Consider the following 23835-nt stretch of genomic DNA (forward strand, 5'->3'; position numbering starts at 1 on the left):
GACTACCCCTCGGACGACTTGCCACTCGATCGAGTGCCCGCTGATGCACCGGCTTTGACGCCACCGGCGGAGCCGCCCCCCGCGCCCTTGCCGCCGCCCGTCGGTGTCTCGAACGACTCCAACGCCTCCAGCACGTCCTGGACACGGGAGATTTCGGTGTTGATGTCCTCGCGCCGACGCACCAGCAGATCGAGCTCGCGCTTGCCCTCGTCCACCGTACGCTTCGCCTCGACCTCGGCGTCGGCCCGCAGCTTCTCGGCCTCACGGACCAGCGTGGCCTTCTTCTGCTCGGCCTCCTTCAGCAGCGCCTCGGCCCGCTTCACCGCCGCGATCCGGACCTTGCTCGCCTCCGAATTGGCGTCCGCCAGCAGCTCCTTGGCCTTGGACGCCGCCTCGTCGCGCTGCTCGGTCGCCGCCTTCATCAGGTTGTCGACGCGCTCGCCCGCCGTCTTCATCTGCTCGGAGGTCTCCCGCCGGGCCCGGTCGTGCAGCTCCTCGATCTCGCTCTCGATCCGGGTCCTGAGTTCCTCGGCACGCTCCCGGATGGCTGTGGCGTCCCGGCGCGCGCCGACCAGCAGCTCGTCCGCGTCCGTACGGGCGCGCTCCACCAGGGAGTTGCCCTCGACGGTCGCCTCCGAGGTGATCCGCACGGCCTCCTTGCGGGCCACGCCGACCATCGTGTCGGCCTGCTCCTCGGCCTCGGTGGCGGCGCGCAACGCCTCCTCCTGGGCCTTGTTGATGAGCTGGTCCGCCTGCTCGGCGGCATCGGCACGGCGCTTCGACGCGGCCTCCCGCGCCTCGTCGAGCAGCCGGTCGGCCTCCTGACGGGCCTCGGCACGCATCTGCTCGGCCGCCGCCTCCGCGTCGGCGCTTACCCGCTCCGACTCCTCGCGGGTGCGGGCCGCGTGCTCCTGTGCCGAGCCGACGGTGGCCGCTGCCTCCGCACGCAGCCGCTCGGCCTCGTCCGTGGCCTCGTCCGCCACCCGGACCGCCTGCTGTGTCGCCTCGTCGACGAGCTGGGTGGCCTGTTGCGTCGACTCCGTACGGATGCGCTCGGCCTCGCCCGTCGCCTCGCCCACCAGCCGGTCGGCCTGGGCCGCGGCATCGGAACGCATCCGGTTGGCGTCCTCGCGGGCCTCGGCCCGGCTGCGAGTCGCGTCCTGCTCGGCCGAGGCCAGCGCGTCGGAGGCCTCGGTACGCATCCGCTGGCTGTACTCCGCGGTGTCCGCGCGCAGCCGCTCGGCCTCGGTGATCGCATCGGAGACGGTCCGCTCGGCCATCGCCTTCGCGGCCTCGGACTCCTCCTGCGCCTCCCGGCGGATCCGCGCCGCGTCCTCACCGGCCCGCTCCCGCTCCGCGTACGCATCGGAGCGGACCCGGTCCGCCTCCTCCTGCGCCTCGGACTTCGTCCGTTCCGCGACATGCTCGGCGGTGGAGCGCAGCCCGGCGATCTCCGCCTCGGCCTGCTCCTGCAGCCCGTTGACCGAATCCCGTACCTGCTGGGCTGTCTGCTCGGCCGCGGAGACCAGCTCGGTCGCCCGGCGGTCCGCCTCCTCGACCAGACGCTGCGCCTCGGCCTGCGCCTGCTCGACCCGCTTGCGGGCGGATGCGAGAAGCTCCTCGCTCTGCTCGCGGGCCCGCTCGCGCTCCTGGTTCGCCTCGGTGCGTGCCGCGTCGAGGGTCTCCTCGGCCTCCCGGCGGCGCCGGTTCGCCTCCTCCTGGGCGGCGGCCAGCGCCTCGGCGGCCTCCGTGCCCACCCGCTCCGCGGCGGCAGCGGCCTCGGAACGCACCCGGTCGGCGCTCTCCTGCGCCTCGGACTTGAGCCGCTCCGCCTCGGCGGCCGCCTCGCTTCGCAGCCGTACGGCGACGGCCTCGCCCTCCGCACGCGACTGCGACGCATCCGCCGCGGCCTCGTCGCGCAGCCGCTCCGCCTCGGTCTCCGCCTGCTCCCGCAACGCCCGCAGCCGCTCGGCGGCCTCCACGCGCAGCCGCTCGGACTCCTCGTTCGTCTCACGCCGGATGCGCTCCGCCTCGGCGCGCGCGTCCGTGAGCGCCTGCTCGGCGGTGGTGACCCTGGTCTCGGCCTCGGTGTGCAGCCGGGTCAGCTCGTCGGCCGCCTCCGTCTGCCGGGCCGCGACCGCACGCTCGGTCTCCTCGCGCAGCTCCGCCGCCGCCTGCTCGGCCGCGGTGGTGGTGGACCGGGCCTGCTCCTCGGACTCGGTACGCAGCTGCTCGGCCTCGGTACGGGCGCGCTCCAGGGCCTCCTCGGCCTGCTTGCGCAGCGCGGTGGCGCGCTCGGTCGCTTCTGTACGGACCCGCTCGCTCTCCGTGCCCGCGGTGGTGCGCAGCTCCTCCGCGTCCGACTTCGCCTTGGACAGCAGTTCCTCGGCGGTCTTCGCGCCTTCCTCGATCTGCTGGACGGCCTCACGGCGGGCCTCGCCACGGATCCGCTCGCCCTCGGCGACCGCCTCGGAACGCAGCTGCTCGGCCTCGCCGCGCAGCCTGCGCGCCTCCTCCTGCAGCTCGACCGTCTTGGCCCGGTACTCCTTGGTGTCGTCCTTGGCCGCGCCCTTGAGCTGATCGGCCTGTTCGGCGGCCTCGCCGCGCAGCCGGTCCGCCTCGGCCTCCGCCTCGTGGCGGATCCGATCGGCCTCCTCGCTCGCCGCCCTGGTGGTGGACTTCGCGTCCTCGGATGCCTTGGTCAGCACCTCCTCGGCGGCCCTGGCGGCCTTGGCGAGCTGGGCAGCGGCGTCCTCGGCGGCCGCCGTGCGGGCCTTCTCGGACGCCTCGGACTTCAGCCGGTCCGCATCGGCGCGCGCATCGGCGAGCGCCTGCTCGGCCTCTGCCTTGAGCGACTCGGCGTCCTTGGTGGCCTCGCCGACCAGCCGGGCGATCTCCGACTTGGCCGTACGGGTGCGCTGCTCGTTCTGCGACTCGGCGGCGGCCAGCCGCTTGACGGCGGCCTCCTTCGCCTCGCTGGTGACCTTCTCGGCCGCCAGACGGGCCTCGCGCAGCTGGGTCTCGGCCTCCTGCATGCGCTGCTCGGCGGCCCGGTTCAGCTCGGCGGTCTGCTGCCGGGTCTGCTCGGTCTCGGCCGTCGTCGACGTACGCAGCTGCTCGGCGTGGCTGGTGGCCTCCTGCGCCTGGCTGGAGGCGGCGTTCAGCAGCCGCTCGGCGTCCTTGCGGGCGCGCAGCAGGATCGCCTCGGCCTCGGTACGGGCAGACTCCGCCTCGGAGCCGAGCCGCTGCCGGGTCTCGTCCGCCAGCCGGCCCGTCTCGGCGCGCGCGGCCGCCAGGGACTGCTCGGCCTCGGCCCTGGACTCCTCCAGCAGCCGGCGCGCCTGGGACTCGGTCCTGGCTCTGAGCTGCTCGGCCCAGGCGACGTTCTCGTTGACATGGGACTCGACGGTCTGACGGCGCTCGGCCAGCTCCTGGTCGAGCTGCTGGCGCCGCTGCACGGCCTCGTTGTGCAGTTCGGCCTGGAGCCGCGCCTGGTGCTCGGCGTGCTCCTGCAGGATCCGCTGCGTCTGCGCACGGGCGTCGCGGAGCTCCCGCTCGGCGTCGGTCCGCAGCTGCTCGGCCTGGATCTGGGCATTACGGAGCAGCTGCTCGGCCTGGTAGCCGATGTCCGCGCTGTCGTATGCGGGACGGGTCGCGAGATTGCGCCGAGCCTCGTGCAGCTTGGCGCGCAAGACCTCGACCTGGTAACCGAGGTCCTCGGCGTGCTGGACGGCCTTCTCCCGGTCGGTCTTCAGCCGGTCCATCTCGGCTTCGAACCGCGAGAGATGGTCGTCTTCAGCTCGGTGGCTCTCCTGGCGTTCGTAGCCCCGCACTGCGCGGTCCCATCCGTCCCCTGGTCGCAACTCTCCAACGAGTACCGTTCGCCGGTGAACGGTCCCCCGGGGAATGGTGACAGATCAACGGCTGGGGACGCGGCGCGGCCCCGACCCGGCCCCGGCCCGGAATCGCCCACTCTACCGGGCCAGGTATCCGGAGGTCAGTGCTCCGCTGCGGACGTGACCAGTTCGGTGAGGACGCCGTGGCAGTCCTTGGGGTGCAGGAAGGTGATCCTGGAGCCCATCGAACCGGTCCTGGGCTCGTCGTACAGCACCCTGACCCCCTTCTCCCGGATGTCCGCCGCGTCGGCGTCGACGTCCGCGGTGCCGAAGGCGATGTGATGGACACCTTCCCCGTTCTTTGCCAGCCACTTGCCCACGGCCGAGTCCTCCCGGGTCGGCTCCAGCAGCTGGAGGTAGGAAGCACCGCCGTCGGACGTATCGTTGATCTTGAGCATGGCCTCCCGCACGCCCTGCTCCTCATTGATCTCGGAGTGGAACACCTCGAACCCGTAGGTCGAGCGGTAGAACTCGACGGTCTTGTCGAGGTCGAAACAGGCGATCCCGATGTGGTCGATTCGCGTCAGCATGCAACCAGTGCAGCGCTCCGGCGATGGTTACGCAACGTGCGCGCGATCACACCCGCTGCTGGATGACGGGCGAGGTACCGCTCAGTACATTCATGTAAACCCTCGTTCACTTCTAATCCCAAGGGGCTGCGCCTCATGTCAGGAACGACCGGTACCACCTCAGTGATCGTCGCGGGCGCGCGTACGCCCATGGGCCGCCTCCTCGGCTCGCTGAAGAGCTTCTCCGGGGCCGATCTCGGCGGCTTCGCCATCAAGGCCGCGCTGGACCGGGCCGGCATCGGCGGCGACCAGGTCGAGTACGTGATCATGGGCCAGGTCCTGCAGGCCGGTGCGGGCCAGATCCCGGCCCGCCAGGCCGCGGTCAAGGCGGGCATCCCGATGAACGTCCCCGCGCTCACCGTCAACAAGGTGTGTCTGTCCGGGCTCGACGCGATCGCGCTCGCCGACCAGCTGATCCGCGCCGGTGAGTTCGACGTCGTCGTCGCCGGTGGACAGGAGTCCATGACGAACGCCCCGCACCTGCTCCCGAAGTCCCGCGAGGGCTACAAGTACGGCGCGATCGAGATGCTCGACTCGATGGCGTACGACGGTCTGACCGACGCCTACGAGAACATCCCGATGGGTGAGTCCACCGAGAAGCACAACACCCGCCTCGGCCTGAACCGTGCCGACCAGGACGAGATCGGCGCCCTGTCCCACCAGCGCGCCGCCGCCGCCCAGAAGAACGGCATCTTCGAGGCCGAGATCACCCCGGTCGAGATCCCGCAGCGCAAGGGCGACCCGGTCCTCTTCTCCAAGGACGAGGGCATCCGCCCGGAGACGACCGCGGAGTCCCTCGGCAAGCTGCGCCCGGCCTTCACCAAGGACGGCACGATCACCGCGGGCACTTCCTCGCAGATCTCCGACGGCGCCGCCGCGGTCGTCGTCATGAGCAAGACCAAGGCCGAGGAACTGGGCCTGGACTGGATCGCCGAGATCGGCGCCCACGGCAACGTGGCGGGCCCGGACAACTCGCTCCAGTCGCAGCCGTCCAACGCCATCAAGCACGCCCTGAAGAAGGCCGGCCTGGAGGTCGCGGACCTCGACCTCGTCGAGATCAACGAGGCGTTCGCCGCGGTCGCCGTCCAGTCGATGAAGGACCTCGGCATCACCCCGGAAAAGGTGAACGTCAACGGCGGCGCCATCGCGCTGGGTCACCCGATCGGCATGTCCGGCGCCCGTGTGGTGCTGCACCTGGCGCTGGAGCTGAAGCGGCGCGGCGGCGGCACCGGTGCGGCGGCACTGTGCGGCGGCGGCGGCCAGGGCGACGCGCTGATCATCCGCGTTCCCAAGTAGGAACGGCCCGGGCAGGCAGCACGTAGTACACGTAGAGCACGAGCGAGTGAACGGAGCGGTGATGGTGGACGTCCCCACCCTGGTCGAGCAGGCCCGTGCGGGCCGCCCGCGGGCCGTGGCCCGGCTCATCTCCCTGGTGGAGGGGGCGTCGCCGCAGCTGCGCGAGGTGATGGCGGCCCTGGCGCCGCTGACGGGCAACGCGTACGTCGTCGGTCTGACCGGCTCACCCGGTGTCGGCAAATCGACATCGACGTCGGCGCTGGTCTCGGCGTACCGGCGGGCAGGCAAGCGGGTCGGCGTCCTGGCCGTCGACCCGTCCTCGCCGTTCTCCGGCGGGGCGCTCCTCGGCGACCGGGTCCGGATGTCGGAGCACGCCTCCGACCCGGGCGTCTACATCCGCTCCATGGCCACCCGCGGACATCTGGGCGGCCTCGCCTGGTCGGCACCGCAGGCGATCCGGGTGCTGGACGCGGCGGGCTGCGAAGTGATCCTGGTGGAGACGGTCGGCGTCGGCCAGTCGGAGGTGGAGATCGCCTCCCAGGCCGACACCTCCGTCGTCCTGCTGGCGCCCGGCATGGGCGACGGCATCCAGGCGGCGAAGGCCGGAATCCTGGAGATCGGCGATGTGTACGTCGTCAACAAGGCCGACCGGGACGGCGCGGACGCCACCGCGCGCGAGCTCAACCACATGCTGGGCCTCGGCGAGTCCCGCGGTCCCGGCGACTGGCGGCCGCCGATCGTGAAGACGGTCGCCGCCCGGGGCGAGGGCATCGACGAGGTCGTCGAGGCGCTGGAGAAGCACCGGGCGTGGATGGAGGAGCACGGAGTGCTCGCCGAGCGGCGCATGGCCCGTGCGGCCCGCGAAGTCGAGACGATCGCCGTCACGCGACTGCGTGAGCGCATCGGCGATCTGCACGGCGACCGTCACATCGGCGCGCTCGCCGAACGCATCGTGGCGGGGAGCCTCGACCCGTACGCGGCGGCGGACGAGCTCGTGGCAGGACTCACCGGGGCCTGATCCCGTCCGGACGGGTCCGGGAGCGGCGTGCGGGCCGCTCCCGGGACCGTCCGCAGACGTCTGTACGTCGCCACCGCGGAACCATCGCGCCGCGCATCCCCGCCCCTGACTCCTGAAGATGCGTCAGTTGTGGTCCGGAGGCGTGCTTTCCGCGCTGACCTGCGCTGCGGCCGGTGACGTGTCCGTGGCAGGATTACGGCCGATACGTGAACCGGGTGTCCGGCGTTTCATGCGTACCGACGGGGGGAGTGGCGCATGCTGGGTCCACTGCGGGAGGACTCGCCCAGACGGATCGGTCCCTACGGGATACGGGCCCGGCTCGGCGCGGGCGGCATGGGAGAGGTCTTCCTCGGTACCCGGGACGGAGGCGGCGAACCGGTCGCCGTCAAGACGGTCCGCCGCGACGTGGCCCAGGACCCCGGCTTCCGCAACCGCTTCCGCCGGGAGATCACCGTCGCCCGGTCTGTCGCCGGCCCTCATCTCGCCCTGCTGCTCGACGGGGACGCCGACGCCGAAGTGCCCTGGCTCGCCACCGGATACGTGGCAGGACCGACTCTGTCCGCAGCCGTCCGCAGGGCGGGCGCGATGGACGAGGCCGAAGTTCGGATGCTCGGCGCCGGACTGGCCCGCGCCCTGGCGGCCGTCCACGCGGCAGGGATCGTCCACCGCGATGTGAAGCCCGGCAATGTGATGCTCGCGTCGGACGGTCCGCGGCTCATCGACTTCGGCATCGCCCGGGACGCCGGCGCGACCCCGCTCACCACCACCAGTCGCATGGTCGGCAGCCCCGCCTTCATGTCCCCGGAGCATGTGGCGGGCAGCGGACGCGTCGTCCCCGCCTCCGACGTCTTCTGCCTCGCCTCCGTGCTCTGTTACGCGGCCACCGGACGCGATCCCTTCGGGGACGGTCCGGTCGCAGCCGTGCTCTACCGGGTCAAGTACGTCGAGGCCGATCTCGGCGATGTGCCCGAGGCGCTCCGTGCCGTCCTGGAGGACTGCCTGGCCGTCGACCCCGCCTCCCGCCCCACCGCTGCGGAACTCGCACAGCGGCTCGCCCCCGACGCGGCCGCACGGTGGCCGGAGCCGGTGGAGCAGCACATCGCCGAGTACGAGCGCGAACTGGCCCGGGTCATGGCGCTGGGCGGGCCGCTTCTGCCCGGGTACACACCGACCGAAGCGGCCATCGGAAGCCATGGCGCACCCCATCAACTGCCCACCCGGGGAACCGACTTCACTCCGGGCCTGCACATCGCACCCACCCAGGGCCCCGGTCTCGCACAGCCACCGCGCCGCTCGCGGCGCGCCCTGGGCGCCGCCCTTGCCGCGCTGATCGTGCTGGGTGCGGCCACCGGGGGCGTCCTGGCCTGGCGCCACCACCGCAATGTCCCCAACGAGGCTTCACCCCGGGGAGGTTCACCCGCAGCTGCCAGGATCGTGGCCGGTGTGGACGAGAACGGCGGCCCGGACGGCTCCGGCACGGTTTCGTACGGCCGCAATGTCCGTCCTGCGGGGTGGACGAAGTCCTGGAAGGGCAAGTTCTCGGGGTCGCCGATCGGCTGCTCCGCGGGCCGGGACGTCGTGGTCTGCCGGAAGACGGACGGTACGTACGAGGCGTTGTCGGCGGCGGACGGGCACCGGATGTGGACGCTGGACACGGGAGAGACCTCGCAGGCGGCGGGCTGGGGGCCGAGCGGTCAGTTCTTCATGCCGGCCAGTGCCACCCGCCCCACCGTGTACGACGACACCGTGCTGCTCGCCGCGGGCGACCGGCTGCACTCGCTGGACGCCCGTACGGGGGAAGTCCGTTGGGAGACCCGGTCCGGGGGTGCGCACAACCTGGAAAGCGCACCGCTGGTCGTCGACGGTCTGGTCTTCGCCGCCACCACATGGTCGCCCGAGGGCGCGGAGCTCGCCGCCTACGACCTGAGGTCCGGCGCCGAGAAGTGGCACAAGCCGCTGGCTCCGCAGGACATCTCCGATGCCCAGAAGGGCAACTTCTGGCCGGTCGCCACCGATGGCAAGGTGGTGTACGCGATCGGTGAGGACGCGCCGAAGTCATTCCGGCCGAAGGACGGCACGCTGCTCGGCACGGCCGGCGGCGAAGCCGTTCAGGGGACCGGCGAGGGGTCGAACACGGGGTGCGGGAACCTCCGGGTGCGCGGTGCTTCCGCCTTCTGTACGGCCTACGTCATCAACGACGACCCCTCGGGCTTCGGTACTGACGCGATCCTGCTGCGGTTCTCGGCGGGGACGCTCAAGTCGCAGGGGCGGGTGCCGGTGGACCCCGCGCTCGTTGCCGGGGCGACGCTCGCCGCGCTCGACGACCGGGTGATGGTGTGGCGCCGGAGCAGCGACGACATTCCGGATGAGCTTGTCGTGGTGAGCCGTGACGACGGCCGGGCACTCGGCCGGTTCCCCCTCCGCGGGAAGGTGGCACAGGGCATGAGCAACCCGGTCTCCGACCCCATGATCGTCGCCGACACCGTGGTCTGGGCGGACAGCACGACGCTGTACACCGTCCCGATCCGCCCCGATGGCACCCTGGGTTCACCGGCCAGGACCCGGCTTCCGGGCGCCCCGGGCCCGAGCAGGACACCGACGTACGACTCCGTCACCGATGGCGTCGAGCTGGACAGGGAACTGCTCGACCCGCAGGTGCTGCCGGTCGGCGGTGTCGTGCATGTCGTGTACGACGACGGCACCACGGTCTCCGTACCGCTGCCCGAGTGAACCGTCCGGCGAACGGCAGAGGAGCCGCACAGTGATCGAGCCGCTTCCGCCCGGCCGTGCCCGGCTGATCGGCCCCTACCAGCTGCTCGGACTGCTGGGAGCGGGCGGCATGGGCGAGGTGTATCTGGCCCGGCCCGCCGGTGGGCCGGACCCGCTCGGAGGGCTGGTCGCGCTGAAGACCGTGCGCGCCGATCTCGACCTCGACGACGGCTTCCGGATCCGCTTCCGGCGCGAGATCGACGCGGCGGGCGCCGTGCGCAGTCCGCACACCGCGGCTCTCGTCGGTGGCGATGCGAGCGGCCGGTTGCCCTGGCTGGCGACCGAGTACGTCCCCGGCCCTTCGCTCGCCGAGGCGGTGATCCGCGGCGGGCCGATGCCCGAGCAGGTGGTGCGCGAGATGGGCGCCGGTCTCGCCCGCGCGCTCGCCGACATGCACGCGGTACGCGTACTCCACCGCGACCTCAAGCCGGGCAACGTGCTGCTCGGCGCCGATGGGCCGAAGGTGATCGACTTCGGGATCGCCCAGGCCTTCGACGCCACCCAACTGACCCGGACCGGGGTGGTCGTGGGCAGCCCCGGCTACATCTCGCCCGAGCACGTCAACGGCTCACGGTCACTCGTACCGGCGTCGGACATCTTCTGCCTCGGTGCGGTGCTCGCCTTCGCGGCGACCGGGCGGGGACCGTTCGACGACTCCGACATGGCCGCCGTGATCTTCCGGATCGCCCGGGGCGAGGCCGAACTGTCCGGTGTGCCACCGCGGTTGCGTGCGGTGATCGAGGAATGTCTGCGCAGCGACGCCGCTGTCCGGCCGACCCCTCAACAACTGGCCGGCATGCTGCTGCCGGGAGACCGCGCGGGCGCGGTGGCCGGTGGACCGTTCCCCTGGACCGAAGCGGTACGCGGGCAGCTCGCCGCGCACGCGGCGGGGGCGCGCGCCGTCGTGGAGGCGGCTGCGCCGTCGGCTGCCGCACCGCCGGTCCCGTCCGGCGCCCCGCACCCCGGCGGGCCCGCCCTCGCCCCGACGCCCGTCGTGCCCGTGTCCGTGCCCGGCGACAGCAAGGGCAACAAGGGACTGTGGATCGGGCCGGCGGCAGCGGCCACGGCGGTGTGCGTGGTCTTGGGGGCGGTGCTGCTGCCGGGGCTCTTCAAGGGCGACGGCGATGACAACGCGGGCGGTGGCGCGCGACCGACCGCCTCGGCCGCGGACTCCGTGCGGACCGAGGCAGGACCCGCCGTCGTGCCCGACGCCGACGCCGGCCGTACAGGGGATTTCGGTGCCGCCGCCGCGGACGCCTCCAGGAAACCGGCGGGCTGGAAGACATGGAAGGCCAAGATCGCGGACGGTCCGGTGGAGTGTGTACTCGCGGGTGCGTCCTTGGTCTGCGGCGGCCCGCAGCGCATCACCGTGCTGGACGCCGCGAACGGCAGGCGCAAGTGGCAGACACCGCCGGGAAAGACGGCCGCCGGCCCCGCATCGGTGGCCGCGGTCCTCGGCACCACCGTGTACGCCTTCGAGGACGGTGCCCTGGTGGCGCTCGGTCTGGCCGACGGTGCGGAGAAGTGGCGGGAGCCGCTGCCCGGCGGCACTCGGGTGGCCGACTCCGTCCAGTCGGGCGGAGTTCTGTACTACGCCACGAGGGCCACCGGCACGGGTGCGGACCGCATCCTTGCCCACCAACTCACCGGCAAGCACTCCCGCAAGTGGGACAAGCCGTGGGACGACCCGGCCCCCGAAGCCGAACTGCTCCTCGCCGAGGGCCGGCTCGTCGCGGTCGGCGACGGCATCACCATCCTGAAGAGCGGCGACGGCACCCGGCTGGGGGACATCGGGGCCGGTGACATCACCTGCCGTACGCCCGTCCTGAAGGGCAAGGAACTCCTCTGCTCGGATTCGAACGGCCTGACGGTCGTCGACGTGACGGCCCCGCAGAACCGACGGTCGATCGCCGCGGGGGTGGACATCGCCTACCGGCCCGCCGTGTCACATGACGGCAAGGTCGTGGTGAGCAGCCGGACACGGGTGTACGCGTTCGGCCTGGCCGACGGGAGGCAGTACTGGGCGACGTACGACGGTGGCGAGGGGCTGGATGTCGCGGGCCGGGTGGCCGTGGCCGGTGACAATGCCGTTGTCGTGGGCGGGTACGGGATCAACGCCTTCGCCATGGCTTCCACAGGGGAGGCGGACGACACGGGTTCGCGCCTGCCCGCCGGGTGGCCCGGCGAGCCAGGAGACCCGCTCGACCCGGCGTCGATCTCGTTCGTCGGTCTGGGCGACGCGGTGTTCCTGAGCTTCGGCGACGGGACGGTCATCTCCCTCTACGCGCCCTGACGGTCCGCCGGGAAGGCGCCGTCAGCCGTCGTCCCGGTCGTCCCCGTGGTCGTCGTCATGACGGTCATGGCCGTCGTCCGACCGGTCCGCCGTGACCTCGGCCGTCCTGGCGTCGACGTTCAGCTCGTGCTGCTTGCCGTCCTTGCCCCGGACGTCGACCTCCCAGTGCAGCGCCCCGCCGCTCCGGCCGTCGCTGTCGTCCAGTTCGATCGACATCACGGTCCCGGGCGTCGCCTTGAGCGCGGCGTCGACCGCCGCGTCCAGCGAGACGGGGGCCGACCTGGGCGCATGCCGGTCGCGATCGTCGTCGTTGTCGTCGGAGACGTGCTTGCCGAGCACCTTTCCGTTGCCCGCGTCCACCGTCACGTCGTGCCAGACCTTGTCGGAGCCGAACACATCGAGCTCCCAGACCGGCCCGCCGTCCTCGTCGTCCAGCTCGGCCTCGGTGACCGTGCCCGGGACGGCCCCGACGGCGGCCGCGGTCGCGTCCCCGACGTCGACGCGGGCGGTGCTGCCGCTTGCCGCGCTGCTCCTGGTGGTGCGGTCGTGGCTGTCGTCGTCCGTGAAGGCGACGGCCGTGGCGGCTCCGCCGCCGACGAGCACGGCCGCGGTGACGGCGGCAATGGCGATCTTGCGCTTCATGAGGGTTCCTCCCTGATCGGGTGGCCGGTTTCGACACGGCCCACACTGCCGGGGTGATGCTGAACGCAGCCTGAAGCCACCTGAAGCCGTCTTCAGGTTCGGTTTGCGACCCTGTGCGTATGCGCCTGTTGATCGTGGAGGACGAGAAGCGGCTGGCGATGTCCCTGGCCGGGGGACTCACCGCCGAGGGCTTCGCCGTGGATGTCGTGCACGACGGTCTCGAAGGACTGCACCGGGCCGCCGAGGGGGTGTACGACCTCGTCGTCCTCGACATCATGCTGCCCGGGATGAACGGCTACCGGGTCTGTGCCGCCCTGCGCGCCGCCGGCCATGAGATGCCGATCCTGATGCTGACGGCGAAGGACGGGGAGTACGACGAGGCGGAGGGCCTCGACACGGGGGCCGACGACTACCTGACCAAGCCGTTCTCGTACGTCGTTCTGGTAGCCAGGATCCGGGCGCTGCTGCGGCGCCGGGGCGGCGGCTCCGGCTCGCCGGTGGTCACCGTCGGCTCCTTGCGCATGGACACCGCCGCACGTCGGGTGCACCTCGGTCCGGCCGAAATCACCCTCACCACCAAGGAGTTCGCGGTGCTGGAACAGCTTGCGCTGCGGTCCGGGCAGGTGGTGAGCAAGGCGGACATCCTGGAACACGTCTGGGATTTCGCCTACGACGGCGACCCGAACATCGTCGAGGTGTACGTCAGTGCGCTGCGGCGCAAGCTCGGCGCGGCCGCCATCCGTACGGTGCGCGGCGCCGGATACCGGCTGGAGGCGCTGTGAGATCGGTACGGGCCAGGGCCGCACTCGGTGCCACGGTCGTGGTCGCGGTTGCGCTGGTCGGCGCCGGGCTCGCCGTACTCCTCGTCCTGCGCGCCAACCTCACCGACCAGGCGGGGCTGCAGGCCGAGGTGGCGGCCCGTGAGGTGGCCGGGCAACTGGCCCTCGATGTGCCGTACGACCGGCTGGAGATGCGCAAGGAGGAGGACCATCCGGTCCAGGTGACCGACGAGGACGGGCGCGTGGTGGCCGTCTCCAAGGACCTGGAGGCGATCTCCGGCACCGGTACGGAACAGGTCGAGCCGGTCCCGTCACCGGCCGCGGAAAGCTCCACCGGTTCCGGCGGAGACGGAAGCGACGACGACGGACACGATGACGACGACGGCGACGACCACGGCGGTCGCAGCATCCCCGGCCGCGGTGAAGTCGACGCCGGTGACCCGGACTTCAGCAACGGCACCGCCACCGTCGACGGGGACACAGCCGACTACCGCTTCGCGTCCGTGCGGGCGACCACATCGGCCGGGGTGACCCTGACCGTCCACGCGGGCGCCCCGCTGGCCGCCGAGCAGGAGGCCGTGGGCACGGTGCGCAGGGCGATGCTGATCGGGCTGCCGGTGCTGCTGCTCGTCGTCGCCGGGGTCACCTGGCTGGTGACCCGGCGGGCACTGCGCCCGGTCGAGGGAATCCGGCGCGAGATGGCCGCGATCACCGCGTCCGAGGATCTGAGCCGACGGGTGCCGGAGCCCGGTTCGCGCGACGAGATCGCCCGGCTGGCCCGTACCACCAACGAGACCCTGACGGCCCTTGAGGCATCGGTGGACCGGCAGCGGCGCTTCGTGGCGGACGCCTCGCACGAACTGCGCAGCCCGATCGCCTCCCTGCGCACCCAGCTGGAGGTGGGCGCCGCGCATCCGGAGCTGCTGGACGTGCCGGGCGCGGTCGCCGACACCGTACGACTGCAGGCGCTGGCGGCCGATCTGCTGCTGCTGGCCCGGCTGGACGCGGGGGAGCGGCCGGGCCGTACGACGCTGGACCTGGGCGCGCTGGTCCATGAGGAGGTCTCGCAGCGCACCGGCGACCGGATTCCGGTGGCGGTGTCCGTGCCGGAATCCGGTGCGTTCGAAGTGGCCGGTTCGCGTGGGCAGTTGGCGCGGGTGATCGGCAATCTGCTGGACAATGCCGAGCGTCATGCGGAGCGCACGGTGGTGGTCTCGCTGCGTGCGCAGCGGGGCGGCGTGGTCGTCGCGGTCACCGACGACGGGACGGGGGTGCCACCTGACGAGCGCGAGCGGATCTTCGAACGTTTCGTACGCCTCGACGACGCCCGTACGCGGGACGAGGGCGGCGCCGGTCTAGGCCTGGCCATCGCCCGTGACGTCGCGGCCCGGCACGGCGGCCGGCTGACGGTGGACGGTGCGCCGGAGGGCGGCGCGCGGTTCGAGCTGTGGCTGCCGAGCGCCGGTTGAACACCGCCCCCGCCCCGCGGGTCACACCTTGCCGCGGCGCCCCCGCAGGTGGTCCGCGACCGGTGCCAGGGCCGCGTGCAGGTCCGTCAGTGCCTCCGGCGTCAGCAGGTCCATGAAGTGCTTGCGCACCGACGCCACGTGGTGCGGCGCCACCTTCCGCATCATCTCCGCGCCCTCATCGGTGAGGACCGCGAACAGTCCGCGCCGGTCCGACTCGCAGTTCTCCCTGCGGACCAGTCCCGCGTTCTCCATGCGGGTGATCTGGTGCGAGAGCCTGCTCTTGGACTGCAGCGTCGCGGCGGCGAGGTCGCTCATCCGCATGCGCTGGTCGTCCGACTCCGAGAGGTTGACCAGGATCTCGTAGTCGTTGTTGGTCAGGCCGAACGGCTGGAGGTCCTTCTCCAGCTGGTGCATCAGCAGCCTGCTGACGTCCAGGTGGGTGCGCCAGGCGCACTGCTCCGCGTCGTTCAGCCAGCGAGTGGCCGTCTCGGTCTCCATATATGGATTCTACCTAAGAAGTTGAAAGCCGGACGAAGGTGGGGGAGTGTGACGCCCGGCACTCGCCCGGAGACGGGCTCGGGTGCGGGGTGCAGACGTTCGACGTCACACTCCGCAGACTACCGTTCACAAACCGAAGCGGCGTTGGAGGTCCCCGAGCTGACCGGGCAGACGGGGTGCGGAGCCAGGTTGACCCGCACCACCCGGCACGCCGGCCTGCGCCGGCGTCGCCCCCGTCGGCTGCTCGGGCATCAGGATCTCGGTCGACTGGAGCAGCACCGTACCCGCCCCGACGAACTCGAACTGGTGCTCCTCGCCCGACGTCCCGCCGATCCCGGTCAGCGACCTGAGCCCGCCCATCACGCCCGTCATATAGCCGTGGTCGTAGTGGTGGCACGGCGAGGGGCAGTCCGCCCAGCCCACCAGCGCCTGCGGATCGACCCGCAGCGGCGGCTCCATGAAGACCACCGGACCGTTGGACGCGGCCACGAACTTTCCCGTACCGATCAGTGTCAGAAAGCCCGGCACGATGGACTGCTTGAGTGCCAGGGTCGGCTGGTACGCGAGGAGGTTGCCGGACCGGATCGTCAGATTCCCGTCCTCCAGGTCGTACGAGTTCACATCGAAGGCGCGGTCGGCGAGGAGCATCTTGCCGCTGCCTTCGGCCACCACCCAGTCGCTCGCGTGCAGCGGCGAGTGGAAGCTCGTACGGATCAGCCGCTCGAAGCGGCCGTGGCCGATGCCGTTGAACTCGATCCGTCCGTAATAGGCGATCATCTTGCCCTTCTGCAGGAACCACTGGCTCCCCTTGAGCTCCACGCAGAAGGTGTACGAGTTGACGTTGTCGTCCGACGGCAGCGTCATCGGGTCGAAGACCACGGGCGTGCTCACAGCTTCTCCTCCGAGGCCTGGACGTACACCGCGCCACTGCCGCTCAGCTCCAGCTGGAACGCCTCGCCGGAGCCGCGCCCCACCATGTCGCGCCAGCCGAGCGCGGTGGAGAGCTTGTTGCGTACGTCGCCGTGGTGGGCGACGTACGCCTGCGGGTCCACGTGCACCTCGCGGCCCGGGGTGATCGGCAGCTCGATCACCCCGCCGTGGGCCATCACCGCGACCGCGCCATGACCCTTGAGAGTGGTGGTGAACAGGCCCTGCCCGGTCACCTGGCCGCGCACCATGCCCATCACTCCGCCCTGCGAACCCATGAACATCGTGCCCTGCTGCAGCGTCCCGTCGAAGGCGAGCAGCCGATCGGCCTCCACGTAGAGGGTGTCGCCGGCCAGGTTGATCACCTGGATGTGATGGCCCCCGTGGCCGAACATCACCGTGCCGCTGCCCTCGACCGTCATCAGCGGCGTCGTCTCATTGGCCACCCGGCGGCCGATCATCGACATGACGCCCCCCTGGCCGCCCTGGATGTTCGGCGTGAACGACACCTCGCCGCGGTAGGCGAGCATCGCGCCGCGCTGGCTGTACATCTTCTGGCCGGGGAGCACCGTCGCCTCGACCATTTTCGAGTTGATCTCACGGAACGGCATCAGACATCGCCTCCGATGGTGTTCCGCTCGCTCGGCTGCACGTAGACGAGTCCCTCGCCCTCGAACCGGATCTGGAAGGACTCGCCCGAGCCCTCGCCCATCAGCGTCCGGAAGTTCACCCCGGACTGGAAGTGCTGTTGCAGATTGCCCTGATGCGCGATGTAGGCGCCGGGGTCGACGAACAGCGGGTACTGGGCCGAGACCCGCAGTGCCACGGCCGAACCGTCCGACATGATCGCCACCTGCCCGGTGCCCTCGACGGTGGTGGTGAACAGGCCGTTGCCCGTCGCCCCGCCGCGCAGGCCGGTGAAGGTGGTTCCGGTGCGCAGCCCGGCGTCGGTGCAGAGCAGATTGCTCGCCTCGACACAGAGCTTGTCGCCGTGCAGCGAGACGAGGCTGATCTCGCTCGCGCGGTCGGCGAAGTAACAGGTGCCCTGCCCGGTCACCTCCATCACGGTCATCTGCTCGCCGGTCAGCCGGCGGGTCACCATGCCGCGCAGGCCGTCGCCGCCGCCGGTCATCTTCTTGAACGTCATCCGGCCGTCGTACGCGACCATCGAGCCGTTCTTCGCCTTGACGGCGTCGCCGGCCAGGTCGACGGCGAGCGTTCTGCTGCCTTGGAGTCGGAACATTGCCACGGAGCGACGGTATCGGCAGGACCCCGGCCGGGACAGGGCCCCGGGAAGGAACCGGCACCCTGAACCGCCCCTGATACGCATCCGGTACGGGACCTGTACGCAATCGGGACGTATCCCGTACGGGGCGACGACGGAACGGACCGGGGCCCGGCGGCGGCACGTGACCGGATACATGCGGTGGCACGTGACCGGACACATACGGGCCCCGGCACCGAGCGCGGCCCGTACCGATGCCACAATGGGTTGCGCTTGTGCCTGTATTCACAAGCTGTCACGATCCTCCCACCGAAGGTGCCCTCGTGGACATCAAGACCGCTACCGCCCTGCACCGGCTGCGCCTCATCTCGATTCCCGAGGCGCTCTCCTTCCCTGCGCTGATCATCTTTGGCTCGATTCTCAGCCGGGTCTCCGACATCGACTTCCTGATGATGCCGCTCGGCATCATCCACGGTGTGCTCTTCGTGATCTACGCCGTCCTGCTGCTCGACGTCTGGTCCAAGACCAAGTGGCCGCTGAAGCGCGTCGCGTTCTTCTTCCTGCTCGCGCTGCTGCCGTTCGGCGGGCTCTACGGCGACAAGGTGCTCAAGCGCTACGAGGCCGACGGCGTCATCGCCGCCCGCGCCCGCCGGGAAGGCGTGGTCAGCGCATGATCGTCGCGTTCTCGGTCAGTCCGCTGGGTGTCGGTGAGGACGTCGGCGAGTACGTCGCCGACGCCGTCCGGGTCGTCCGCGAGTCCGGGCTGCCCAACCGCACGGACGCCATGTTCACCTCCATCGAGGGTGAGTGGGACGAGGTCATGGGCGTCGTCAAGCGGGCCGTCGCCGCCGTCGAGGCCCGTGCCGGACGCGTCTCCCTCGTGCTGAAGGCCGACATCCGCCCCGGTGTCACCGACGGCCTGACCTCCAAGGTCGAGACGGTCGAGCGGTACCTCGCGGACTGACGCCCCGTCCGTTTCCGTGACCCGACGAGCCCCTGGCCCCACCCGGCCGGGGGCTCGTCTCACTCCTGCGCGCGGTGCTCCGGCACGGCGAGGGCGATCCCGAGCGGCGTCCGCTCGTACAGCACCTGATGGCCGTACCGCCGCGAAGTGAGCAGCCCCGCCGCGCGCAGCACCGACAGATGCTCCGACACGGAGGAGAGCGCGAGGCCCAGCCGGTGCGCGAGGGCGCTCGTCCCGGCCGGTTCGTCGAGCGCGCACAGGACATCGGCCCGGCCCCGGCCGAGCAGCCGCGCGAGCACCTGCGGGGTGCGGTCGGCGGGCTCCGTCCACAGCCCGCCGATCCCGCGCGCCGGATAGATGATCGCCGGCTGCCACGGCGGTTCGAAGCCGCTGACCGCGTCCGGCCAGCAGAAGACGCTGGGTGTCAGGACGAGCCCCTGCCCGCCGAGCACCCGGGTGTGCCGACCGCGCGTCCCGACGATGGTGAGCGTCGACTCCGACCAGCTCAGCTGGGGGCTCAGCTCACCCAGCAAGCGCTCGAAGCCGACCGCGGCGAGCCGCCGCGAGTGGTAGGCGATGTCGGCCTCCAGCAGGGCGCGCAGCCTCGGCCAGTGCGGCTCGATCAGCACCCGCCAGGCCTGCTCCAGCAGGTCGGCCAGGTTCCGGGCGGTCCGGGCCGGATCGGCGAGCATCGCCTGCCCGGTGGGGGAGTGCAGCACCTCCGGCCGGTCCGCCAGTGCCAGCGCGAGGTCCTGGCGGGCGAGTTCGGGATCGACGGACCGCACGCCCGCGATCTCCTCCTCGAAGGTGGTGACCGGCCCGGGCGGCGGGGGGCTGAAGAAATCAGGACTGTGCCCGCGCCGCGCCATCAGCAGCCACAACGGCCCGAGATCGAGCCCGGCGGCCGCGTCCCGGATCAGCCGGAGCCACGGCAGGTGATACCCGTGCCGCTCGGGCTGGGCCAGCACACGGACGGCGGCCTGGGTCTCCCCGAGCGGCGAGAGCGCGAACCGGCAGCGGAGCAGGTCGCTCTCGTCGAGATGCAGATGGAACGGCATGCGCGGCCCCTGCTCGCGGAGTTTCGGCGTGTGCCGAAAGTCTACGGAGAGCCGCTGCGGCCCCGCAGGCTGCGTCCATGCCGTCAGACACCGAAACCCCGGCGGAGCCTCCCCGCGACGCGCAGGCCCCGCACCGGGAGGAACCCGCCTCCCCCGACATTCCCACCTCCCGTGGCTACGGTCCCGTCTTCGCCGTGCGGGAGTTCAGGGCGGTCTTCATCGCCCATCTGCTCTCCCTGCTCGGCGTCATCGTCAGCGAGCTCGCCCTCACCGTCCTCGTGTACGGCCTCACCGGCTCGCCCCTGCTCAGCGCCCTCACCTTCGCGCTCGGCTTACTGCCGTATCTCGTCGGAGGCACGCTCTTCGCGGGGGTCGCCGACCGGTATCCCGCCCGCCGGGTCCTCGTCATCTGCGATCTCATCTGCGCGGGCTGCGTCACCGTGATGGTGCTGCCGGGCACCCCGGTCGGCGGACTCCTCGCGCTGCGCTGTGTGGTCGCCGCCGTGTCACCCGTCTTCACAGGGACCCGGATGGCCGCGCTCGCCGACATCCTGGGCGAGGGCGATCTCTACGTACTCGGCCGCTCGCTGCTCCGGATCGTCTCGCAGAGTGCGCTGCTCGCCGGCTTCGGTGTGGGCGGTGTGCTGCTCGCCGCGCTGTCCCCGCGCGGCGCGATCACGATCACCGCAGTGACCTTCCTCTGCTCGGCGGCCCTGCTCCGCTTCGGCACCCGTGACCGGCCGGCCAGGTCCGACGGGGACGGCGGTGGCGCCCTGCTCAAGGAGTCGCTCGCCGGAGCCCGTACCGTCCTTGCCGACCGCCGGATCCGCGGGCTGATGCTGCTGTTCTGGCTGCCCCCGATGTTCGTCGTCGCACCGGAGGCGCTCGCCGCGCCGTACGCGGACGAGATCGGGGTGGGGCCGGTCGCGCTCGGACTCCTGATGTGCGCGATGCCGGTGGGGCAGATCGCCGCCGAACTGTACGTGGGCACCGCGCTGACCCCCCGCCTGCGCTCCCTGGTCGTGCTCCCGGCCGCCGCCGCGGGAATGCTGCCCCTGGTGGTGTACGGATTCCGTCCCGGCATGGTCGCGACCGTGCTGGCGCTGGCGCTGGTCGGGGTGGGTTCGGCGTACGTCATCGGCCTCGACCAGTGGCTCGTCGCCGCCGTACCGCAAGCGCTGCGCGGCCGGGCCATGACCCTGCTCACCGCCGGACTGATGACGCTCCAGGGCGTCGGCATGGCCCTCGCCGGGCTCGCCGCGGAATTCCTCCCCGTACATCAGGTGATCGCCGGAGCCGGAGCGACCGGCACTCTCTGCGTGCTGCTGCTCGTCCTGGAAGTCAGGAGAGCAGCACCCGCCGACCGCATTCGGACCGAAGTTCGAGACGGGGCTGACCGGCATATGACCAGTGGGTAAGGTCGGTGCCGTGCCGAAGCCGCTCAGTCTCCCCTTCGATCCCATCGCCCGCGCCGACGAACTCTGGCAGCAGCGCTGGGGCCCGGTGCCCTCGATGGGGGCGATCACCTCGATCATGCGCGCGCAGCAGATCCTGCTCGCCGAGGTCGACGCGGTCGTCAAACCGTACGGCCTGACCTTCGCGCGGTACGAGGCTCTGGTGCTGCTCACCTTCTCCAAGGCCGGTGAGCTGCCGATGTCCAAGATCGGTGAGCGGCTCATGGTCCACCCCACATCCGTCACGAACACGGTGGACCGGCTGGTGCGCTCCGGCCTGGTCGCCAAGCGCCCCAACCCGAACGACGGCCGCGGAACCCTCGCCTCCATCACCGACAAGGGCCGTGAGGTCGTCGAGGCCGCCACCGAGGACCTGGTCGACATGGAGTTCGGACTCGGGGTGTACGACGCCGAGGAGTGCGCGGAGATCTTCGCCATGCTGCGGCCACTGCGGATCGCGGCCAAGGATTTCGAAGAGGCATAGGACGACATTTCGAGGGTCCGGCCCGCTGCAAGATCGCCCCGGGTGTCCGGTTACGCTCGATGCCATGAAACGCAGTGTGCTGACCCGGTACCGGGTGATGGCCTACGTCACCGCAGTCATGTTGCTGGTGCTCTGCACCTGCATGGTCTTCAAGTACGGCTTCGAGACGGGCGAGGATCTGACCCTCGTCGTCTCCCAGATCCATGGCGTGCTCTACATCATCTACCTCGTCTTCGCCTTCGATCTGGGCTCCAAGGCGAAGTGGCCGGTGGGCAAACTGCTCTGGGTGCTGATCTCCGGCACCATCCCGACGGCCGCGTTCTTCGTCGAGCGCAAGGTCGTCCGCGAGGTCGAGCCGCTGGTCGCCGACGGTTCTCCCGCCGCCGTCAAGGTCTGAGCCGCCCGGCGGGCCCGGCCCGCCCCGCACCACCCGAACCGCCCCGTGCAAAGCACCGGGCGGTTTGCCATCGACATTTACTAGGACGTCCTAGTAAATTCGATGGTATGGACGCTGACGCGATCGAGGAAGGCCGCCGCCGCTGGCAGGCCCGTTACGACAAGGCCCGCAAGCGTGACGCGGACTTCACCACACTCTCCGGGGATCCCGTGGAACCCGCGTACGGTCCCCGCCCCGGGGACACGTACGAGGGATTCGAGCGGATCGGCTGGCCCGGCGAGTACCCCTTCACCCGGGGGCTCTACCCGACCGGCTACCGCGGCCGGACCTGGACCATCCGCCAGTTCGCCGGCTTCGGCAACGCCGAGCAGACCAACGAGCGCTACAAGATGATCCTGGCCGCGGGCGGCGGCGGGCTCAGCGTCGCCTTCGACATGCCGACACTGATGGGCCGCGACTCCGACGACCCCCGCTCGCTCGGCGAGGTCGGGCACTGCGGCGTGGCCATCGACTCCGCCGCCGACATGGAGATCCTCTTCAAGGACATCCCGCTCGGCGACGTCACGACGTCCATGACGATCAGCGGACCCGCCGTCCCCGTCTTCTGCATGTATCTGGTCGCCGCCGAGCGCCAGGGCGTCGACCCGGGCGTGCTCAACGGCACGCTCCAGACCGACATCTTCAAGGAGTACATCGCGCAGAAGGAGTGGCTCTTCCAGCCCGAGCCCCATCTGCGCCTCATCGGCGACCTGATGGAGCACTGCGCCCGCGACATCCCCGCCTACAAGCCGCTCTCCGTCTCCGGCTACCACATCCGCGAGGCCGGGGCGACGGCCGCGCAGGAGCTCGCGTACACCCTCGCCGACGGCTTCGGTTACGTGGAGCTCGGCCTCTCCCGCGGGCTGGACGTCGACACCTTCGCGCCCGGTCTCTCCTTCTTCTTCGACGCACACCTCGACTTCTTCGAGGAGATCGCCAAGTTCCGCGCGGCCCGCCGCATCTGGGCCCGCTGGATGAAGGAGACGTACGGCGCCAGGACGGACAAGGCGCAGTGGCTCCGCTTCCACACCCAGACCGCCGGTGTCTCGCTCACCGCCCAGCAGCCGTACAACAACGTCGTACGGACGGCGGTCGAGGCGCTCTCCGCGGTCCTCGGCGGCACCAACTCGCTGCACACCAACGCCCTCGACGAGACCCTCGCGCTCCCCTCCGCGCAGGCCGCCGAGATCGCGCTGCGCACCCAGCAGGTGCTGATGGAGGAGACCGGCGTCGCCAATGTGGCCGACCCGCTGGGCGGTTCCTGGTACGTCGAGCAGCTCACCGACCGGATCGAGGCCGACGCCGAGAAGATCTTCGACCAGATCAAGGAACGCGGCACCCGGGCCCACCCGGACGGGCAGCACCCCATCGGGCCCATCACCTCCGGCATCCTGCGCGGCATCGAGGACGGCTGGTTCACCGGCGAGATCGCCGAGTCCGCCTTCCAGTACCAGCAGTCGCTGGAGAAGGGCGACAAGCGCGTCGTCGGCGTCAACGTCCACCACGGCTCGGTCACCGGCGACCTGGAGATCCTGCGGGTCAGCCACGAGGTCGAGCGCGAGCAGGTCCGGGTGCTCGGCAGCCGCAAGGACGCCCGCGACGACGCGCGGGTCAAGTCGGCGCTGGACGCGATGCTGGCCGCCGCCCGCGACGGCTCCAACATGATCGGGCCGATGCTCGACGCGGTACGGGCCGAGGCGACGCTCGGTGAGATCTGCGGGGTTCTGCGCGACGAGTGGGGCACCTACACGGAGCCGCCCGGCTTCTGACGAACCAGCGGCACCGACAGGTGTCACCTCCAGGGGGCCGGGTAGCCGCAGCCGCGATACCCGCACCACCTCCTGGAGGGACATCGAGCGCATGTCCGGGAGAATCACCGAGGCCACGGGCGCCGCACTCGCCGTACTGGGAACACCGCTGGTCAGTGGATCCGCCGCGGTGAGCGCCGCACCGGCACCGGCACCGAGGGTGCAGGACACCTTCGGCCCGCTCGGGCGGACGTGACGGCGGCGAAGCTCTCCACCAGGGCCCGGATGCGTCCGGGGGCGCGGCTCGCGA

Annotated in this window: 21 protein-coding genes; 13 read left to right on the top strand and 8 right to left on the bottom strand. The window is 71.2% G+C overall.

What is annotated here, in order from left to right:
* Positions 1–2 precede the first annotated feature (2 nt).
* The gene (gene scy, locus ACFVYE_RS11630; protein ID WP_389605205.1) at positions 3–3833 is read right to left on the bottom strand and encodes a polarized growth protein Scy; all 3831 of its coding nucleotides are present in this window, start codon (positions 3831–3833) and stop codon (positions 3–5) included.
* A gap of 164 nt (positions 3834–3997) precedes the next feature.
* The gene (gene mce / locus ACFVYE_RS11635) at positions 3998–4426 is read right to left on the bottom strand and encodes a methylmalonyl-CoA epimerase (protein WP_114246697.1); all 429 of its coding nucleotides are present in this window, start codon (positions 4424–4426) and stop codon (positions 3998–4000) included.
* A 135-nt stretch (positions 4427–4561) separates the two neighbouring features.
* Here mce and ACFVYE_RS11640 point away from each other — a divergent pair, with 135 nt between their 5' ends.
* From ACFVYE_RS11640 to ACFVYE_RS11655, 4 genes are all read left to right on the top strand, one after another.
* A complete protein-coding gene (locus tag ACFVYE_RS11640; RefSeq protein WP_389605207.1) occupies positions 4562–5761 on the top strand; it encodes an acetyl-CoA C-acetyltransferase in 1200 nt (399 codons plus the stop codon).
* A 61-nt stretch (positions 5762–5822) separates the two neighbouring features.
* A complete protein-coding gene (gene meaB / locus ACFVYE_RS11645) occupies positions 5823–6779 on the top strand; it encodes a methylmalonyl Co-A mutase-associated GTPase MeaB (protein WP_383968152.1) in 957 nt (318 codons plus the stop codon).
* Between the two features lie 255 nt (positions 6780–7034).
* On the top strand, positions 7035–9509 hold the full coding sequence (locus ACFVYE_RS11650) for a protein kinase (RefSeq protein WP_389605209.1): 2475 nt from the start codon (positions 7035–7037) through the stop codon (positions 9507–9509).
* A 31-nt stretch (positions 9510–9540) separates the two neighbouring features.
* Positions 9541–11841, top strand: a complete 2301-nt coding sequence (locus ACFVYE_RS11655) for a protein kinase (RefSeq protein ID WP_383968145.1) — start codon at positions 9541–9543, stop codon at positions 11839–11841.
* 21 nt (positions 11842–11862) lie between these two features.
* Here the strand turns inward: ACFVYE_RS11655 and ACFVYE_RS11660 are convergent, their stop codons facing one another.
* Positions 11863–12483 (bottom strand): PepSY domain-containing protein, encoded by a 621-nt coding sequence (locus ACFVYE_RS11660; RefSeq protein ID WP_389605211.1) that lies wholly within the window; start codon positions 12481–12483, stop codon positions 11863–11865.
* Between the two features lie 119 nt (positions 12484–12602).
* On the opposite strand from ACFVYE_RS11660, the gene ACFVYE_RS11665 reads away from it, so the two are divergent.
* A complete protein-coding gene (locus tag ACFVYE_RS11665) occupies positions 12603–13265 on the top strand; it encodes a response regulator transcription factor (RefSeq protein WP_383968139.1) in 663 nt (220 codons plus the stop codon).
* Positions 13262–14731, top strand: coding sequence for a sensor histidine kinase (locus ACFVYE_RS11670; RefSeq protein WP_389605213.1), 1470 nt, complete (start codon positions 13262–13264; stop codon positions 14729–14731). Before ACFVYE_RS11665 ends, ACFVYE_RS11670 begins: the two co-directional genes overlap by 4 nt.
* A gap of 21 nt (positions 14732–14752) precedes the next feature.
* On the opposite strand, the gene ACFVYE_RS11675 is transcribed toward ACFVYE_RS11670, so the two are convergent.
* From ACFVYE_RS11675 to ACFVYE_RS11690, 4 genes are all read right to left on the bottom strand, one after another.
* Entirely contained in the window at positions 14753–15229 is a 477-nt protein-coding gene (locus tag ACFVYE_RS11675; protein ID WP_383968134.1) for a MarR family winged helix-turn-helix transcriptional regulator, read from the bottom strand.
* Between the two features lie 126 nt (positions 15230–15355).
* Positions 15356–16120, bottom strand: a complete 765-nt coding sequence (locus ACFVYE_RS11680; protein WP_093898561.1) for an AIM24 family protein — start codon at positions 16118–16120, stop codon at positions 15356–15358.
* The gene (locus ACFVYE_RS11685) at positions 16117–16767 is read right to left on the bottom strand and encodes an AIM24 family protein (RefSeq protein ID WP_383968131.1); all 651 of its coding nucleotides are present in this window, start codon (positions 16765–16767) and stop codon (positions 16117–16119) included. Before ACFVYE_RS11685 ends, ACFVYE_RS11680 begins: the two co-directional genes overlap by 4 nt.
* The gene (locus ACFVYE_RS11690; RefSeq protein ID WP_383968183.1) at positions 16767–17399 is read right to left on the bottom strand and encodes an AIM24 family protein; all 633 of its coding nucleotides are present in this window, start codon (positions 17397–17399) and stop codon (positions 16767–16769) included. The genes ACFVYE_RS11685 and ACFVYE_RS11690 overlap by 1 nt, the downstream gene beginning before the upstream one ends.
* Before the next feature lie 305 nt (positions 17400–17704).
* Between ACFVYE_RS11690 and ACFVYE_RS11695 the strand changes: the two genes are divergently transcribed.
* Both ACFVYE_RS11695 and ACFVYE_RS11700 read left to right on the top strand, forming a co-directional pair.
* Positions 17705–18055, top strand: coding sequence for a DUF3817 domain-containing protein (locus ACFVYE_RS11695; RefSeq protein ID WP_093898564.1), 351 nt, complete (start codon positions 17705–17707; stop codon positions 18053–18055).
* Positions 18052–18345, top strand: a complete 294-nt coding sequence (locus tag ACFVYE_RS11700; protein WP_389605216.1) for an MTH1187 family thiamine-binding protein — start codon at positions 18052–18054, stop codon at positions 18343–18345. Before ACFVYE_RS11695 ends, ACFVYE_RS11700 begins: the two co-directional genes overlap by 4 nt.
* Before the next feature lie 59 nt (positions 18346–18404).
* Here ACFVYE_RS11700 and ACFVYE_RS11705 read toward each other — a convergent pair whose 3' ends face one another.
* Complete coding sequence (locus tag ACFVYE_RS11705) at positions 18405–19403, bottom strand: DUF5937 family protein (protein WP_389605218.1); 999 nt, start codon at positions 19401–19403, stop codon at positions 18405–18407.
* Positions 19404–19480: 77 nt separating this feature from the next.
* On the opposite strand from ACFVYE_RS11705, the gene ACFVYE_RS11710 reads away from it, so the two are divergent.
* From ACFVYE_RS11710 to ACFVYE_RS11730, 5 genes are all read left to right on the top strand, one after another.
* Positions 19481–20821, top strand: a complete 1341-nt coding sequence (locus tag ACFVYE_RS11710) for an MFS transporter (protein ID WP_389605220.1) — start codon at positions 19481–19483, stop codon at positions 20819–20821.
* Positions 20822–20831: 10 nt separating this feature from the next.
* Entirely contained in the window at positions 20832–21341 is a 510-nt protein-coding gene (locus ACFVYE_RS11715) for a MarR family winged helix-turn-helix transcriptional regulator (RefSeq protein WP_383968120.1), read from the top strand.
* A 64-nt stretch (positions 21342–21405) separates the two neighbouring features.
* Positions 21406–21738, top strand: coding sequence for a DUF3817 domain-containing protein (locus ACFVYE_RS11720; RefSeq protein ID WP_383968117.1), 333 nt, complete (start codon positions 21406–21408; stop codon positions 21736–21738).
* A gap of 107 nt (positions 21739–21845) precedes the next feature.
* The gene (locus tag ACFVYE_RS11725) at positions 21846–23546 is read left to right on the top strand and encodes a methylmalonyl-CoA mutase (RefSeq protein ID WP_383968113.1); all 1701 of its coding nucleotides are present in this window, start codon (positions 21846–21848) and stop codon (positions 23544–23546) included.
* Positions 23547–23637: 91 nt separating this feature from the next.
* The gene (locus ACFVYE_RS11730) at positions 23638–23781 is read left to right on the top strand and encodes a hypothetical protein (protein WP_383968110.1); all 144 of its coding nucleotides are present in this window, start codon (positions 23638–23640) and stop codon (positions 23779–23781) included.
* Positions 23782–23835: the final 54 nt, after the last annotated feature.

The sequence above is a fragment of the Streptomyces sp. NPDC058239 genome, from assembly GCF_042882185.1.
Classification (GTDB): domain Bacteria; phylum Actinomycetota; class Actinomycetes; order Streptomycetales; family Streptomycetaceae; genus Streptomyces.

Coding starts and splice junctions, on each gene's coding strand:
- mce (WP_114246697.1), bottom strand. CDS start 4,426: ATGCTGACGCGAATCGACCACATCGGGATCGCCTGTTTCGACCTCGAC.
- ACFVYE_RS11640 (WP_389605207.1), top strand. CDS start 4,562: ATGTCAGGAACGACCGGTACCACCTCAGTGATCGTCGCGGGCGCGCGT.
- meaB (WP_383968152.1), top strand. CDS start 5,823: ATGGTGGACGTCCCCACCCTGGTCGAGCAGGCCCGTGCGGGCCGCCCG.
- ACFVYE_RS11650 (WP_389605209.1), top strand. CDS start 7,035: ATGCTGGGTCCACTGCGGGAGGACTCGCCCAGACGGATCGGTCCCTAC.
- ACFVYE_RS11660 (WP_389605211.1), bottom strand. CDS start 12,483: ATGAAGCGCAAGATCGCCATTGCCGCCGTCACCGCGGCCGTGCTCGTC.
- ACFVYE_RS11665 (WP_383968139.1), top strand. CDS start 12,603: ATGCGCCTGTTGATCGTGGAGGACGAGAAGCGGCTGGCGATGTCCCTG.
- ACFVYE_RS11675 (WP_383968134.1), bottom strand. CDS start 15,229: ATGGAGACCGAGACGGCCACTCGCTGGCTGAACGACGCGGAGCAGTGC.
- ACFVYE_RS11685 (WP_383968131.1), bottom strand. CDS start 16,767: ATGCCGTTCCGTGAGATCAACTCGAAAATGGTCGAGGCGACGGTGCTC.
- ACFVYE_RS11690 (WP_383968183.1), bottom strand. CDS start 17,399: ATGTTCCGACTCCAAGGCAGCAGAACGCTCGCCGTCGACCTGGCCGGC.
- ACFVYE_RS11700 (WP_389605216.1), top strand. CDS start 18,052: ATGATCGTCGCGTTCTCGGTCAGTCCGCTGGGTGTCGGTGAGGACGTC.
- ACFVYE_RS11705 (WP_389605218.1), bottom strand. CDS start 19,403: ATGCCGTTCCATCTGCATCTCGACGAGAGCGACCTGCTCCGCTGCCGG.
- ACFVYE_RS11710 (WP_389605220.1), top strand. CDS start 19,481: ATGCCGTCAGACACCGAAACCCCGGCGGAGCCTCCCCGCGACGCGCAG.
- ACFVYE_RS11720 (WP_383968117.1), top strand. CDS start 21,406: ATGAAACGCAGTGTGCTGACCCGGTACCGGGTGATGGCCTACGTCACC.
- ACFVYE_RS11725 (WP_383968113.1), top strand. CDS start 21,846: ATGGACGCTGACGCGATCGAGGAAGGCCGCCGCCGCTGGCAGGCCCGT.
- ACFVYE_RS11730 (WP_383968110.1), top strand. CDS start 23,638: ATGTCCGGGAGAATCACCGAGGCCACGGGCGCCGCACTCGCCGTACTG.